This is a genomic window from Solilutibacter silvestris (genome assembly GCF_050574925.1).
GTDB classification, from domain to species: Bacteria; Pseudomonadota; Gammaproteobacteria; order Xanthomonadales; family Xanthomonadaceae; genus Solilutibacter; species Solilutibacter silvestris_A.
The window spans coordinates 1,055,844-1,070,732 of record NZ_JBCMOO010000002.1 but is presented as its reverse complement, the minus strand read 5'-3'; the positions used below and the strand labels follow the sequence as shown (position 1 = coordinate 1,070,732).

At 63.9% G+C, this 14,889-nt stretch carries 11 protein-coding genes; 1 reads left to right on the top strand and 10 read right to left on the bottom strand.

The genetic code is table 11. The annotated features are described in order from the left end of the window. Nucleotide 1: 1 nt before the first annotated feature. From ABE093_RS05580 to ABE093_RS05550, 7 genes are all read right to left on the bottom strand, one after another. Nucleotides 2-1,222 (bottom strand): sensor histidine kinase, encoded by a 1,221-nt coding sequence (locus tag ABE093_RS05580; RefSeq protein WP_430760097.1) that lies wholly within the window; start codon nt 1,220-1,222, stop codon nt 2-4. Between the two features lie 88 nt (nt 1,223-1,310). Further along, entirely contained in the window at nt 1,311-2,639 is a 1,329-nt protein-coding gene (locus ABE093_RS05575) for a sigma-54-dependent transcriptional regulator (protein ID WP_430759838.1), read from the bottom strand. Nucleotides 2,640-2,675: 36 nt separating this feature from the next. Further along, complete coding sequence (locus ABE093_RS05570; protein ID WP_430759837.1) at nt 2,676-3,155, bottom strand: nuclear transport factor 2 family protein; 480 nt, start codon at nt 3,153-3,155, stop codon at nt 2,676-2,678. 52 nt (nt 3,156-3,207) lie between these two features. Then, complete coding sequence (locus ABE093_RS05565) at nt 3,208-4,434, bottom strand: ABC transporter permease (protein ID WP_430759836.1); 1,227 nt, start codon at nt 4,432-4,434, stop codon at nt 3,208-3,210. 15 nt (nt 4,435-4,449) lie between these two features. Next, nucleotides 4,450-5,745: an ABC transporter permease gene (locus ABE093_RS05560; protein WP_430759835.1), complete on the bottom strand. Its 1,296-nt coding sequence runs from the start codon at nt 5,743-5,745 to the stop codon at nt 4,450-4,452. 1 nt (nt 5,746) lies between these two features. Then, nucleotides 5,747-6,466, bottom strand: coding sequence for an ABC transporter ATP-binding protein (locus tag ABE093_RS05555; protein ID WP_430759834.1), 720 nt, complete (start codon nt 6,464-6,466; stop codon nt 5,747-5,749). A 42-nt stretch (nt 6,467-6,508) separates the two neighbouring features. Continuing rightward, the gene (locus ABE093_RS05550; RefSeq protein ID WP_430759833.1) at nt 6,509-7,783 is read right to left on the bottom strand and encodes an efflux RND transporter periplasmic adaptor subunit; all 1,275 of its coding nucleotides are present in this window, start codon (nt 7,781-7,783) and stop codon (nt 6,509-6,511) included. 184 nt (nt 7,784-7,967) lie between these two features. Here ABE093_RS05550 and glmS point away from each other — a divergent pair, with 184 nt between their 5' ends. Continuing rightward, nucleotides 7,968-9,800: a glutamine--fructose-6-phosphate transaminase (isomerizing) gene (gene glmS / locus ABE093_RS05545; protein ID WP_430759832.1), complete on the top strand. Its 1,833-nt coding sequence runs from the start codon at nt 7,968-7,970 to the stop codon at nt 9,798-9,800. Between the two features lie 10 nt (nt 9,801-9,810). Here the strand turns inward: glmS and ABE093_RS05540 are convergent, their stop codons facing one another. Genes ABE093_RS05540 through ABE093_RS05530 form a run of 3 tightly spaced genes read right to left on the bottom strand, consistent with a single transcriptional unit; the run spans nt 9,811 to nt 14,864 of the window. Continuing rightward, nucleotides 9,811-10,701 carry an aldose 1-epimerase gene (locus ABE093_RS05540; protein ID WP_430759831.1) on the bottom strand — a complete coding sequence of 297 codons (891 nt, stop codon included), beginning with the start codon at nt 10,699-10,701 and terminating at the stop codon, nt 9,811-9,813. Between the two features lies 1 nt (nt 10,702). After that, nucleotides 10,703-11,851 (bottom strand): glycoside hydrolase family 27 protein, encoded by a 1,149-nt coding sequence (locus ABE093_RS05535; protein ID WP_430759830.1) that lies wholly within the window; start codon nt 11,849-11,851, stop codon nt 10,703-10,705. A 7-nt stretch (nt 11,852-11,858) separates the two neighbouring features. Then, a complete protein-coding gene (locus tag ABE093_RS05530) occupies nt 11,859-14,864 on the bottom strand; it encodes a TonB-dependent receptor (protein WP_430759829.1) in 3,006 nt (1,001 codons plus the stop codon). Nucleotides 14,865-14,889 lie beyond the last annotated feature (25 nt).

Below are 14,889 nucleotides of genomic sequence, written 5' to 3'. Positions count from 1 at the left end.
ATCAGTCCGACAGGGTGAGGCTCACCATCAAGCCGCCGCCCTCGCGATTGGCGAGGCTGAGGCTGCCGCCGTGCGCTTCGGCGATTTCGCGCGCCAGCGCCAAGCCCAGTCCGGTGCCGTTGCGCTTGGTCGAATAGAACGGCAGCAGGGCTTGCGAGATCACGGTATCGCTCATGCCCTTGCCGCGATCGAGCACGTCGAGTCGCCAGCCCGTGGGCAGGCGCCGCAGGTCGAGCGCGACTTCCTCGTCCGGCCCGCCGGCTTCGTGCGCGTTCTTCAACAGGTTGAGCAACGCCTGTTCCAGCTGGATGCGATCTGCCATCAGGAAGCTGTCGCGGTGCATGCCGTCCCAGCGGAAACCGAACTGTTCCTGCAAACCGTGCAGCATGTCGCCGCAGGGCACCGCTTCGCGCCGCGGTGCCGGCAGCTTGGCGAAGCGCGCATAGCCGCGGATGAATTCCTCGAGGTGGCGGGCGCGCTCCTCGATCACCCGCAAGGCATCGGGCAGGCGCGTGGTCTGGTTGATCCGCAACATCTCGCCGGCGGAATGGGCCAGCGAGGCGATCGGCGCCAGCGAATTGTTGAGTTCGTGGCTGATGACGCGGATCACCTTCTTCCAGGTCTGCACTTCCTGGCGGCGCAGCTCGGCGGTGAGCTGGCGCAGCAGGAACAATTCGTGCGGGCGCCCGTTGAGGCGGAACCGTCGCCGCGAGAGATGGATGATGTCGTCGTCTTCGTCGTCGCCCAGCGCGAACAGCGCGTCGCCGTTCTGCGCGATCGCGTTGCGCAATGCCACCGGCGTGTCCGCGATCAACTCGTCGAACGAGCGCCCTTCCAGTCTGCGGCCGTCGCCAAGCAGTTTGCGGGCGGAAAGATTGCCGAGCACGATGCGCTTGGTGGCGTCGATCAGGACGATCGCGACCGGGGTGTTCTGGACGACGGTATCGAGCAGCAATTCGCGCTGCACCAGTGCCTGGCGCTGTTCGCGCACGGTGTGTCCAAGCAGGTTGTGGGCGGCAACCAGTTCGCTCACTTCGTCGTTGTGCGGCCAGTTCAGGCCGAAGCTGAAATCGCCATCGCGGAAACTGTCGACGCTGCCGCCGAGCGCGCGATACAACGATTGCAGCCGCGCGTTGAGCCGGCGCAGGTGCAGCAGCATGATGACGAGAACGACCAGTCCCGCGACGAATGCCAGCCACGGACGCTGCGTTTCCAGTTGCATGGCAAGCGCGACCGCGATCGCGACAACGGCGTAGGCGGACACCAGGATGCCCACGCGGTGTTGCCACAGGATGCTGCGCTTGGCCACGTCAGCGCCTCGGGATGCCGAGCCGCTCCATGCGGCGATACAGCGATTGACGGGTCAGGCCGAGCTCCGCCGCGGCTTGCGCGATCACGCCATGATGGTCGCGCAGCGCGCGCACGATTTCATCGGCGGGGATTTCCTGCGTGTCGACCAGGTTGTCGACTTCCGGGAGATCGAGGGTGGCGGCGTCCACCACCTGGTTCGTCGACAGCAACCCGGCGCGTTGCATGATGTTGCGCAGTTCGCGGACATTGCCCGGCCAGCGATGGCGCAGCAATGCGCGTTCGGCATCGGCTGAAAGCATGCGGTCGGCGCCGAGGAAATGGCGCGCCAGCGGCAGGATGTCGGCAGGGCGCGCCGCCAGTGGCGGCAGGCGCAATTCGATCGTGTTGAGGCGATAGTAGAGATCTTCACGGAAACTGCCGTCGCGGATCTTCGCCGGCAGGTCGGCATTGGTCGCGCTCAGCACGCGCACGTCGACGCTGCGCTCGCGGGTGCTGCCAAGACGGGTGAAGCGTCCGGTTTCGAGCACGCGCAACAGGCGGGTCTGTCCCGCGGCGGGCAGGGTCCCGATTTCATCGAGGAACAAGGTGCCGCCGTCGGCCGCTTCGAAGCGCCCCTCGCGCGCCTTGTTGGCGCCGGTATAGGCGCCGGCTTCGGCACCGAACAGTTCGGCCTCGATCAGCTCGCTCGGCAACGCGCCGCAATTCACCGCGACGAACGGGCCGTTGCGGCCGGAATTGGCGTGGAGGATTTCTGCGATCTTTTCCTTGCCGCTGCCGTTGGGGCCGGTGATGAGCACGGGCAAGGGCGAACGCGCAACCTGCACCGCAAGGCTCAACACGCGTTCGGTGGCATCGTCGGCGTAGACCACGCCACGCAGGTCGTGCTCGCGCGACAGCGAGGCACGGCGTTCGCGGGCAACGCGTGCGGAACGCGCGAGTTCGCGTCGCGCTTCCGACAGTTCCAGCAGGTTGTTGATCGTCGCCAGCAGTTTGTGGTCGTCCCACGGCTTGCCGACGTAATCGGCGGCCCCGGCCTTGATCAACTCCACCGCGCGCTCGAGCTCGGTCCACGCCGTCAGCAGGACGATCGGGACATCGGGCCATTGCGCGTGCAGGCGCTGGAACAACTCGGCGCCTTCGTCGCCGGAAGTGGTGTCGGCATCGAAGTTCATGTCCTGGATCACCAGGTCGATGTCGCCGCGCATCATCCGCACGACGCCGGCATCGGGCGTGGTGGCGCCGACGGTGTCGATTCCGTGGAGGGCAAACAGCAACTCCAGCGCGGTGATCACGCTGGAGTTGTCGTCGATGACGAGGACGGTGGCCATGGCGAAAGCAGACGGGGTACGGTTGTATCGTACCGTCTATTTCCCGTCCTTCAGTGGTCGATGGGCGAAGCTGACGATGCGGGTCGCCTTCCATTGCCCGCCGTCGTGACGCCAGATGTGCAGGAAACGCGCTTCACCGACGCATTTTCCGGTGGCGATTTCGCAAAAGCGGTGGGCGCCGAGCTCGATGGCGCCATAGCCCTCGATCTTGTCGGTTTCCAGCGAACCAGGAACCAGTTCGCGCCGCACCTTGCCGCAAATGTTGTCGTGCACTGCCTTGGTCAGGGCGTCCGCGCCGAGCATCAATCCGCCCTGGTCGTGGTAGAACTCGACGTCGTCGGCGAGCAGCCCGCGGAATGTCTTCAGGTCGCAGGCGTTGTACGCATCGAACAACTGGCGGTCGAGGCCGGACACGACGGCATACAGTGGGTAGTCGGCATCCTTCGGACCGGAATCCGCGGCCTGGATCGCGGTGGACGATGCGAGCAGCAGGGCGATGGCGATGATTTTTCGCATGGAAGATTCTCGGTCGTGAGGGTGGAGGCAGATGCCGCGGTGAATGGCGATGTCAGACGCTGCGTGTCGCGGTCGCCGGCGGAATCGAAGCCGCACGCAACGCCGGCCACAATACCGCCAGTTGACCGAGCAGCCACAACACCACCGCGCCGATCGGCAGGTAGGGCCAGGGCAGGCGCGGCAGTTCGTATTGCGCCATCAGCAACTGGTTGATGCCGAATGCCATCGTCATCCCCAGGATCACGCCACCAGTCACGATCAGGAAGTTCTCGGTCTGGAAGTAGCGCAGGATGTCGCCTTTTGTTGCACCCAGCGCGCGGCGCACGCCGATCTGCTTGGTGCGTTGCTGCACCCAGAAACTCGCCAGGCCCACGATGCCGAACGCCGTCACCATCAACAGCACCAGCGTCACCGTGGAGAGCAGCCAGATCATCGCCTTCTGTTGCGCATAGTATTCATCGCGCAACTCCCCGAAGGTTTTCTGGTCGCCGATGATGCGGTGGGCATCGTTCTTTTGCAGCGCGGCGACGGCCGCCTTCAACACTTCGCCACGGTTGACCCCCGCCTTGGTACGGATGATGTACGGCGACATCGTGAACGGCATGCGGAACGGGAGCAGTGCAGAATATTGCGCGCTTTCCAGGCTGGGATCGCGGCCCGGGCGTTGCAGGCGATCGACGATGCCGACGATCGGGATCGGCGTGGTGTCGAGGTACAGGGTTTTCCCCAGCGCATCGCTGTCCGGGAACATCTTCTTGGCGAATGCTTCGGTGATGATGAGCGCGCGCGGTATCGCCGACGATTGGGCCGCGACATCGGGGATGTCGAGATATTCCTCGGGATTGAAGTTGCGGCCACGGATGATGTGTGTGCCGAAGGTGCGCAGCATCTCGTCGTCGCCCATGTACAAGGTGGCGTTGTTGCTGCGACCACCCGGATCATCCGGCTTGAGCCCGAAACTGCTGTTCCACGAACCGTTCTGCAGCGGTGTCTGGCTGACCAACGCCACCGATTCGACGCCGGGAATCGCGCGGATCGCTTCCTTGTCGGTACGGCTCAAGGCCAGCGCATTGGCATCGTTTCCGATGCCGGAAACCCCCAGCAAGGACAGCGCGGACTCATCGATGCCCAGCGGGGAATTGATGGAATCGACGCGCAGGCGCACCAGGTTGATGGCATTGCAAAGGATGGCGCAGGTGAGTGCGACTTCCAGCATCAGGATGAAGACGGCCGACTTGTGTCGCGTCAGCGTAGAGAGGATCGGTCGAATCTGGTTCATGGCAAGTCCTCGCGCTTACTGCGTCTTGAGCTGGATGGCGGGGGTGATGCGCATCGCGCGGAAGGCGGGCAGCAATCCCGCCAGCAGCGTGGCGATGACGCCGAGCACGATGGTGAGCGCGAGCATCGCCGGATCGAGATGGATGATTTCCGCGTAGCCGCTCGGCTGGTGGCGCACGGCCCACAGGCCGAGCAGCGACAGCAGCAATCCGCCGAAGCTACCGACCAGGCCGATCACGCCGGCTTCCATCAGGAACTGGATGAAGATGTCGCGACGGGTGGCGCCCAGCGCGCGGCGCACGCCGATCTCGCCCTGCTTGCGCAGGAATTTCGCCATCAGCAGGCCGACCACGTTGACCAGGCAGACCACCAGGAAGCCCAGCGCCAGCCACAGTTGCAGATGGGCATCGGACGGCACGATCTTGCGGTAGTCCAGCCACTCCATCACGTTGCGCAGGCGCACGTTCGGCGGTCGGCTGTAGCGGCCGGCAGCACGTTGCTGTTCCGAATAATTGGTCAGGTAGGCCTTGTAGGCCGCGGCTTCCGCTGGCGATCCCAGTTCCACCCAGTACTGCAACCAGGTGCACACCGCGTTGAGCGAGGTGCTTTCGTCGTTCGCCGCCTTGTAGCAGTTCATGTTGCCGCTGATGCCGAGCTTGAGGTCGCGCGAGGTGCTGAACGGGATGTAGACCTGTTCGCCACCGCCGTAGCGCTGGTTGTTGACGTCGTAGTAGCGCGGGTCCGGACGCCAGTGGCCGGCAACACCGATCACGGTGAACGGCGTGCCGTCGACGCGGATGGTCTTGCCGACACTGTTGGTTCCGCCGAAGACTTTTTCATTGAGTTCCTCCGACAACACCGCCACCCGCGAACGCGATGCGTCGTCGTTGGCGTTCCAGCCGTGGCCGTAATGGAGCGGCACCTGGAACATCGGGAAGAAATCGGCGGAGGTGTAGCGCATGCTTGCGGTCATCGGCGTTTGCGTGCCCACTTCGAGCGCGGCATCGCCACCATTGGTGATGACCTGCGCCTTGGCGCGATGCTGGGCGAGCAAGGTCTCGGCATCGAAGCGCGAGATGTCGTCCGGCGGTTCGTTGTCGCTGTTCTTGACGTCGGCCGGATACATGTCGAGCTGCACGCGGAACAGCTTGTCGCTCTTCTGCGGGATGGGATCGCGCGATAGCGTCTTGAACACGGTGAGCGTGGTCATGGCGGCGCCGATGCCGACCGCCAGCGTCAGCACCATCAGCACGGTGAGCGCGCGATTCTGGCGCAGGCTGCGCCAGGCGAGGCTGAAGTAGTAGGCGAGCATGTCAGGCTCCAGCCACGCCGGCGGTGAGGGCGGCCTTGCGCAGCGGCGATTCGTGGCGAAGGTCGGTGGCGATGCCATCGACGATGTGGACGTTGCGTTGCGCACGTGCGGCGAGCTCGGGGTCGTGCGTCACCATCACGATGGTGGTGCCGGATGCATTGATCTCCTCCAGCAGTTCCATCACGCCGCGCGCCATCTGCGAATCGAGGTTGCCGGTCGGTTCGTCGGCCAGAAGAAGCTTCGGTCCGCCGGCCAATGCACGTGCAATCGCGACGCGTTGCTGTTGGCCGCCGGAAAGTTCGGCCGGATAGTGCTTCATGCGCGAGGCCAGGCCGACATCGGCCAATGCCTTTTCGATGCGCTCGCGACGTTCGGATGCAGTCATTCCGCGATAGCGCAGCGGCACGTCGACGTTGTCGAACAGGTTGAGGTCGGGGATCAGGTTGAAGCTCTGGAAGATGAAGCCGATCTTGCGGTTGCGCAGCTTGCTGCGGGCGTCGTCCGACAGGCCCTTGACGTTCTCGCCATCGAGGAAATAGTCGCCGCCGGTGAAGCTCTCCAGCAAGCCGGCGATGTTGAGGAAGGTGGTCTTGCCCGATCCCGACGGCCCGGTGACCGCGACGAATTCGCCATCGCCGACATGGAGGTCGAAGGCGCGCAGCGCGTGGGTTTCGACGACTTCGGTGCGATAGACCTTGGTGATCTGCTTCATTTCCAACATGGCGGTTTCCTCGGGCGGATGTTCGGGATCGGTGGGCGTGTTTCAGTGAATCCGGATGTGTTCGTTGTTGCCGAAGTCCTCGACCCCGGAGATGACGACCTTGTCGCCTTCCTGCAGGCCGGACACGATTTCGATGGAATCGATGCTGGCGGCGCCGACCTTGACCGCATGGCGCGACGCGGTCGAGCCGTCCATCAGCCATGCCTGCGTGCTCGACTGGTCGAGCGCGGGGCCGCGTTCGGCCATCAGCACGTTGCGGCGGGTGTCGAGCAGGATGCGTGCGGACAGGCGCTGGCTCTGGCGCAGGCCAGGTGGCTGCTGGCCTTCGGCGAAGCGCAGGCGCGCGCTCACTTCGCCGTTCACCACTTCCGGCGACACCGCGATGACGTTGGCGGCATAGGTCTTGTTGTTGCCGCTGAGTTGCGCCGGCATGCCGATGGCGAGATCGCGGGCGAAACTTTCCGGGACCTTGATCTCGACGTCGAAGCGCGACAGGTCGACCACGCTCAGCACCGCGGCATTGGCCTGCAGGTTGGAACGCGGCTGCACGAAGACCTGGCCGACCTGGCCATCGAAGGGCGCGCGGATCTTCAGGGCATCGACCTGGCGGCGCAGTTCGGTCACCACCGAACGCTGGCGGTCGGCAAGGAGATGCTTGTTGCGCGCGTCCAGCGATGCGCTGGCGCCCTGCAGCTTGAAGTTGCGTTGAGCGCTCGACAGGCCAAGCTCGGCCTTCTTCATCGTGTCCTGGGCAGTGGCAAGGGTGATCTGCGGGAGTGCGCCGCCCTCGTAGCCACGCTTGTAGCGCTGCAGGTCGCGGGTCGCCGTGGTGTTGTCGATCTGGGCCTGGTCGAGCGCCTTCTGCGCGTTCGATCGTGCCAGCTGCGCATCCAGCGTCGCGCGGCCGGCATCGGCTTCCATGCTCGCCAGCGTCGATTCTTCCTGCGCCAGTTTCGAGCGCAGTTCCGGGCTATCGACTTCTGCGAGGACGTCGCCTTCCTTCACCGCATCGCCCGCGACCACGTGCAGGTTCACCGTACCGCCGGCGATCGCGTAGAGGCTCGGACTGTTGGAGGCGATCACGCGGCCTTCGGCGGCGATGTCGCGCACCAGGTCGCCGCGCTTGACGGTGGTGATGCGCACCCGTGAGGCATCGACCGAACGGCCACCAGCGAGCCAGTTCATGCCGACCCAGCCGATCAGCGCGAGCAGGGCGATCGCGGCCACCGCAATCACGAGGATGCGTTTGCGGCGTGCGGGCGAAGGGCGGTCGGCGTTGAGCCGGGTGTCCTGGGCGGAGGTGTCGCGGATGGCCATGGTGTGTGGATGATCAAAATGAAGAAATCGTCATCCATCCCTACGCAAGCCGCGTGCCAACGCCAAGCCATTGATCCGATTGGCTGAATGCAGTCTTTCGCGTGTCCAGGCCGGCGTCCGGACGTCCGCGGACACTCGTCGTGGCCCGGTAGAATGGGTGCTTTCCAGGAGAGGTGCGGAATCCATGTGTGGAATCGTCGGTGCGATCGCCAGCCGTGACGTGGTCCCGGTGCTGGTCGAAGGCCTGAAGCGGCTGGAATACCGCGGCTACGATTCTTCCGGCATCGCCGTGGTCGAGCGCGACAGCGTGCGCCGCGTGCGCCGCACCGGCCGCGTCATGGAGATGGAACAGGCGGCGGTCGCCGAATCGTTCAACGCCCCGATCGGTATCGGCCATACGCGCTGGGCGACGCATGGCGGCGTGACCGAACTCAATGCCCACCCGATGGTCAGCCACGGCGACCTCGCCCTGGTGCACAACGGCATCATCGAGAACCACGAGGCGCAGCGCGAACGCCTGCGCGGACTCGGCTACGAATTCACGTCGCAGACCGATACCGAAGTGATCGCGCACCTCGTCCATTACTACCAGTCGACCGGGCTGTCCCTGCTGCTCGCGGTTCAGAAGGCGGTGAAGGAACTGGAAGGCGCCTACGCGATCGCGGTGATCGATCGTCGCACGCCCGACACCATGGTTGCCGCCCGCATGGGGTGCCCGCTGCTGGTCGGCCTCGGCGACGGCGAGAACTTCATCGCCTCCGACGTCTCCGCGATCATCCAGGCGACGCGCCGGGTGATCTTCCTCGAGGAAGGCGACACCGCCGAACTGCACCGCGACGGCGTACGCGTGTTCGACAGCCACGACCACGAAGTGCAGCGCGACATCCACATGTCCGATGTCTCGCTGGCGTCGCTCGAACTCGGTCCGTATCGCCACTTCATGCAGAAGGAAATCCACGAGCAGCCGCGCGCGCTTGCCGACACGCTGGAAGGCGTGATCGATGCCGGCGGCTTCGACCTCGGGCTGTTCGGCGACAACGCAGCGGACGTGTTCGCGGGCGTCGATTCGGTGCAGATCCTCGCCTGCGGCACCAGCTATTACGCCGGCATGGTCGCGCGCTACTGGATCGAGTCGCTTGCAGGCATCCCGTGCGCGGTCGACATCGCCAGCGAATACCGCTATCGCGACATCGTCGCCAACCCGAAGCAGTTGGTGGTGACGATCTCGCAGTCGGGCGAAACCCTCGACACCATGGAAGCGCTGAAGTACGCCAAGCAGCACGGCATGCAACGCACGCTGTCGATCTGCAACGTGCCGGAAAGCGCGATCCCGCGCGCCAGCAAGCTGGTGTTCTACACCCGTGCCGGCGCCGAAATCGGCGTTGCTTCGACCAAGGCCTTCACCACCCAGCTCGCGGCGCTCTTCATCCTGGCCGCCGCATTGGCCAAGCACGGCGGTCGACTCGATGCCGCGCGCGAACAGCAGTTGATCGAGGAATTGCGCCACCTGCCTGGCAACGTCCAGTTCGCGCTCAACCTCGAACCGCAGATCGCCGCCTGGGCGGAGCGTTTCGCGCCGAAGCAGAACGCACTGTTCCTCGGTCGTGGCGTGTTCTATCCGATCGCGCTGGAAGGCGCGCTCAAGCTCAAGGAAATCACCTACATCCACGCCGAGGCCTATCCGGCCGGCGAGCTCAAGCACGGTCCGCTGGCGCTGGTCGACAAGGACATGCCGGTGGTCGTCACCGCATCCAACGATGCCTTGCTGGAGAAGGTGAAGTCGAACATCCAGGAAGTGCGCGCGCGTGGCGGCGAGATGTTCGTGTTCGCCGATGCCGATACCCACTTCGAGGAGTCCGAAGGCGTCCACGTGATCCGCACGCCGCGCCATGGCGGCATGCTGACGCCGGTGGTGCATGCGATCCCGATGCAGTTGCTGGCCTACCACACCGCGCTGGCGCGTGGCACCGACGTCGACAAGCCGCGAAACCTGGCGAAATCGGTGACGGTGGAATAACGCAGTACGCTCAGGGATCGAGCGACAAGCGCATCTGCATCCGCTGCGATTCGCCGGGCGCCAATACCCGCACCCCGGCTTTCGCCAGGTCGGCTTCATCGAGGTTGAACGCATCGATCGCGTGGCTGACGGGCTCGACGCAGAAGCAATCGTCGTCGCTCGGTGCGTACACATGCAGGCGCGAGATGGCGGGTGACGCCGTCAGGCGCAAGCGATAGCCGAGCGCAGGTTGCTCGATGACCGCGGTGCCGGTCCAGCCCTCGAAACTGCAGTCCATCCCGCTGCGATGGAGGGCGCGACGTTGAAGCCGCATGTCCTCGGTGATGGCCACGCGTCCGGTTGGGGCGGGGTCGATCGGGAGTACTCCGGAATCAAGCGCCACCTCGGCCTCAACGTCCGCAAACAATCGGGTTGCGGCATCGCAGGGGAAGCAGGGGTGCAGGCCAATCCCGCAAGGCATTGCTTCATGGCCGCTGTTGCGCACGACAAGTGAAATCGTCAGTCCGCCGCCATCGAGTTCAAAAGTCTGTGTTGTCGTGAACGGCCATGGCCACGCGCCTGCGTGATGAGCACATGCGAGGGTGAGCGCGGCATCCGTGCTTGTATCGATCTGCCACGGCATGCGCCAGACGAAACCGTGCAGCGGTGTCGGGTGCGGTCCGATCGGCGGGAGCACGATCTCGCGTCCGCGGAAGACAAAACGACCGCCACGCAGGCGACCGAAAAACGGCGCCACAGGGAAACACGCCGTTTCCAGCACGTCACCTGCTTCCGTGGAAGTCGAACGCAGCAGTGGCAGCCAGCTCCCGTTGCGTTCGATCTCGCAACGCGTCAGTGCGCCGCCAAGTTCGGGGCGCACCATCGCGCGCCACTTGCCGCAGTGCAGGGCGATCTCCGCCATTTCAACGCAACGGCGTGACCTTCAGGAGAACGACCCCATGCCGCGGTGGCGTCGCTTCGAGCTTGTCATTGACGACGCCCAGGTCGCGCTTTGCCCACAGATCGCGCACGCTTGCTTTGCGCGGCAGCCCGAGTTCCTGGAGAGCGATGCTGCCCGCCAGTTCGCGTTCGCTGGTGCTGAAGAAGCCCACGGCATAGCTGCCATCCGCCAGTGGTTTCAACCAGATCGACATCGGTCCGGTTTGCTTGATCCGCCGCGCCTGCTTGCCCAGTGCATCCTGGTCGATGGCGAGGACTTCGCGATTGGTGAGCACGCCCAGGATTTCGTCATCCATGCTGACGAGATCGTTGCCGGCGATCAGCGGCGCCGCGAGCATGCTCCAGAGACTGATGTGGAAGCGGTTTTCCTCGAGCGTGAGGTCGCCATTGCCGACTTCGAGCATGTCCGGATCATTCCAGTGGCCGGGCCCCGCGTACTGTTCCAGCCCGGATTGCGCGAAGCCACGATGCGCAATGCTCTCGAATGAAGCAGAAATGTCTTCCGTGGTACGCCACAGGTTGCCGCCGGCCGATGCACCCCAGGTCCACACGCCGCCCCAGCCGTACTGGCACAGGCTGTAGACGATCGGACGACCGGTCCTGCGCAGCGCGTCGTGCATCTTCGAGTACAGGCGCGGCATGTCTTCGATCTTGTAGAGCTTGCGCGCACCGCACCAGTCGTACTTGAGATAGTCCACACCCCAGTCGGCGAACATCTTCGCGTCCTGCTCCTCATGGTCGAGGCTGCCCGGTCGTCCCATGCAGGTGGTTGGTCCCGGCGAGGAATAGATGCCGAATTTCAGGCCCTTGCCATGGATGTAATCGCCCAGCGCCTTCATGTCCGGGAACTTGTCGCTCGGGTGCAGCACGCCGCTGGCGTCGCGTTGGCCTTGCCAGCAATCGTCGATGGTCAGGTACACGTAGCCGGCGTCGCGCATCCCATTGCTGGCCATTTCGTCGGCGGTGCGCCGGATCAGTTTGTCGCTGATCCGGCAATTGAACTGGTTCCAGCTGTTCCAGCCCATCGGGGGTGTGCGTGCCAGATTGCCGTCACCCGCGGACGCGGCGGGTGACAGCAGGGCCAGGAACAGGATCGCAAGCAGGATTCGCATGGCGTGCTCAGTGGAACTCGTAGCGGAACACCAGGTACGTGGTCCGTGGCGCCTGATACTGCGACGGGGTGTACCAGTTGTTCAACTTCGTGACCCCGCCATTCGCATAGTCGTAGTCGCTGTAGCCGTTGTTGCGGTTGGTGAGCGCACGCGCGTTGGTGAGGTTCTGCACGCTCAGGTCGATGCTCAACTTGTTGTGTGGTCCGATGTTGCGGTCATAGCCGAGGCTGGCGTCGAGTTGCCACAGCCATGGCAGGCGACCGCTGGTGCCGGCGGGAGTGATCTTGCCGGGACTGTTGACATCGCAGTAATGCCCGTAGGCGCCCCACTGGTATGAGTAGCTGTTCTCATCGGGGTTGAGGCCGTAGCAGGTGAGCGGTTCGCCCGACTGCACGTTCAACACCGCGCCCACGCGCAGGCCGTTCCTGAAGTAATACACGCCCGATGCGGTGATCTTGTGGCGCACGTCGTCCACCAGGTTTCCGTATGCACCAAAGGTGTTATCGGGGATGTAATACAGGTCGTTCTGGCCGATGTAACCCGAGCCGTAGCCGCCACCTTCCTGTACGGACAGGTAGCCATTGTCGTTGCCGAACGAACGCGTCCATGTGTAGCTCAGGCCGAGGTACCACGGCTCCTCCGTGCTCCGTGCATGGTTGAGGTCGAACGTGACGTGGAAATACCTGTGCTTGGGTTTGGGCAGGCCGAACGCCGATGCCGGAATCGTCATCGAAGCCAGCGTGCCGTCGCCGCGGAAGTCGCGCAGGACAGTGACGTCTTCACCCGGATTCAGCTCGAAGCAGTTGCCGGGATCGGTGTAGTTCGGATAGCCGTGCGATTGCGCCCATTGCTCGATGCCGACAGACCAGCAGGTCTGGTTGATCACGCGCTTGAGTTGCGAATAGCCGAAATCAACTTGTCCCGTCCAGCTGCCACCCAAGCGCTTCTGCGCATACAGTTGTAGCTCGGTCACTGAGGGGGCCTTGACGTTGGTGGTCGCCACCTCATAGTCCTTGGCCGGAATGCCGTTCTGGCCAGGATAGGTATAGTCCGGACCGAGCTGGGTCAGGCCGGTCGGTGCCTTGGTGACCGGGTCCATGCCGGTATAGGTGTACCACTTCGATTCCGTGAGATTGGCACTGGCAACGCCGAAGGCGAAGTCCGCCGGCATCGACAACGAGTAACGACCGATGTTGGCGCCGACCTTGAAGCTGGAATCACCCTTCACATCCCAGGCCATGCCGAGGCGCGGCGACAGCGTCGGGAACGAGAACAGCGGCCCGTTGCGCGCGTTGTGGTTGATGAAACGGTCGAAGCGCAGGCCGCCATATACCACCACCTTGTCGGTCGCGTTCCAGTAATCCTCGAGGTAGGCGCCCTCGTTGATCGAATACATCTGGCCGAACTGGTGGTTGAAGTCCCACTGCACGTAATTGCCGGCGGGAATCGTCGCGCCATTGACCGCGGTGAACGAAGTGGAGGCCGTCTTGTAGGTATAGATGCCGGCGAACACCGAATGCCAGTCCTGCTGCACGAAATGGGTATAGCGTTCGGCGCCGAAGCGGATCTTGTGATCGCCGATATGCCAGGTCACGTCGCCCTTGTAGCCGCGCCGCCAGTAGTCGGTGGGCAGGAAGTTGGTCTGGCGATCCTGGATGCCGATGTTGGTGTACGTCGATTGGCCGGTGAGCGTCTGCACATAAGGGGGATTATCCGTGCCGTAGCCACGGTCCTGGATTCGGCCCAGGAACCCGCCCATCAGGCGCAGCTCGAGGTTGTCGGTGATGTTCCAGTGGTAGTTGCCGATCAGGAAGCGTTCGCGCGTGGGCGCCGGTTGCGACACCGAAGACAGCTTGCCGACATTGGTCGAATAGGTTCCCTTGAGCAGGTAGCTCCAGCTGGCGCTGTTGCTGCGCTTGTCCGATGCGATCAGGTTGAGGGTCTGATCGCTGGTGATGTTCCAGGTCAGGTTGAGCATGATGCTCTTGTTCTTGCTCTTCGATTCCGTGTAGCGGCTCTGGCTGTAGCTGTAATTCAAATAGGACGGCGTGTCGCCGAACAGGCCGAAGGCGAATAGCTTGTCCTTCACGATCGCGCCCGAGGCCCACAGGTAATGCGTCATGGCGGCATCGGTGTGGTTGTGGCTGGCGTAGCTGACGTAGTTGCCGTTGCCGTCCTTGAAGTCCTTGGGCTGCGGCCTCAGCGTGCTGGAGGTCGGCGGGGTGTAATACAGGGAGTAACCGGCCTTGAAGTCGTTGCTGCCTTGCCGCACCGTTTGCGACATCACGCCACCAGTCGCATTGGTCCACGACGCGCCGAAACTGCCAGCGAGCACTTCGGTGTTGGCGATCGCTTCGCGCGGCAACTGGCTGAGGGCGCCGAGCGAGCTCTTGTCGTTGGTGATGTCGAATTCGTTGAGGTAGTAGCGGTTTTCGGCAGGCGTCGCGCCGGCCAGCTGCACCAGGCCTGTCCCGTGGCGGTCGTAGCGTACGTTCGAGCGCAGCAGGGCGATGCTTTCCGGGTTTGCGGACGCCGACAGGGGCAACTCGTTGACCAGCTCGCGACTGTAGCTGCTCGACATTTCCGGGGTCGTGGTGTCGATCGTGATCGTGCTGGTCGCCGCTTTGCCGGTCACGACGACCTTGCCGAGGTTGCCGCCGTTGTCCGTCGCCGCTTCCACGTTGGCGACGGCGCTGTCGCTGTTCGGCTTGACGATGACATCGCGCGTGATGGTCTTGCCGTCCAGGGTCACCGTGACCACGTAATGGCCAGGATTGAGGCCCGATGCACGATAGCGGCCCTGCGCATCGAGCTGCAGTTCGCGCCTCAGGCCCGTATCCGGACTGGTGAGCACCACTTGCGTCTTGCCGTTGTTGGCCGGGACCGCGCCATAGAGGCCACCGGTGATCGATTGCGCGGCGACGTCATGCGCCATCGACAATCCGACGATCAGGCCGACGGTCAACAGTGATTTGCGCAAGGTCCGGTTGCGTGATGCATGCGTCGTGTTCATGTGGCTTCCCTGAAAAGTCATATAA

Bases quoted from the DNA above. Each gene is read 5' to 3' on its own strand.
- ABE093_RS05575 (WP_430759838.1), bottom strand. From the start codon at position 2,639: ATGGCCACCGTCCTCGTCATCGACGACAACTCCAGCGTGATCACCGCG.
- ABE093_RS05570 (WP_430759837.1), bottom strand. From the start codon at position 3,155: ATGCGAAAAATCATCGCCATCGCCCTGCTGCTCGCATCGTCCACCGCG.
- ABE093_RS05535 (WP_430759830.1), bottom strand. From the start codon at position 11,851: ATGCGAATCCTGCTTGCGATCCTGTTCCTGGCCCTGCTGTCACCCGCC.
- ABE093_RS05550 (WP_430759833.1), bottom strand. From the start codon at position 7,783: ATGGCCATCCGCGACACCTCCGCCCAGGACACCCGGCTCAACGCCGAC.
- ABE093_RS05555 (WP_430759834.1), bottom strand. From the start codon at position 6,466: ATGTTGGAAATGAAGCAGATCACCAAGGTCTATCGCACCGAAGTCGTC.
- ABE093_RS05560 (WP_430759835.1), bottom strand. From the start codon at position 5,745: ATGCTCGCCTACTACTTCAGCCTCGCCTGGCGCAGCCTGCGCCAGAAT.
- ABE093_RS05580 (WP_430760097.1), bottom strand. From the start codon at position 1,222: ATGCAACTGGAAACGCAGCGTCCGTGGCTGGCATTCGTCGCGGGACTG.
- glmS (WP_430759832.1), top strand. From the start codon at position 7,968: ATGTGTGGAATCGTCGGTGCGATCGCCAGCCGTGACGTGGTCCCGGTG.
- ABE093_RS05530 (WP_430759829.1), bottom strand. From the start codon at position 14,864: ATGAACACGACGCATGCATCACGCAACCGGACCTTGCGCAAATCACTG.
- ABE093_RS05540 (WP_430759831.1), bottom strand. From the start codon at position 10,701: ATGGCGGAGATCGCCCTGCACTGCGGCAAGTGGCGCGCGATGGTGCGC.
- ABE093_RS05565 (WP_430759836.1), bottom strand. From the start codon at position 4,434: ATGAACCAGATTCGACCGATCCTCTCTACGCTGACGCGACACAAGTCG.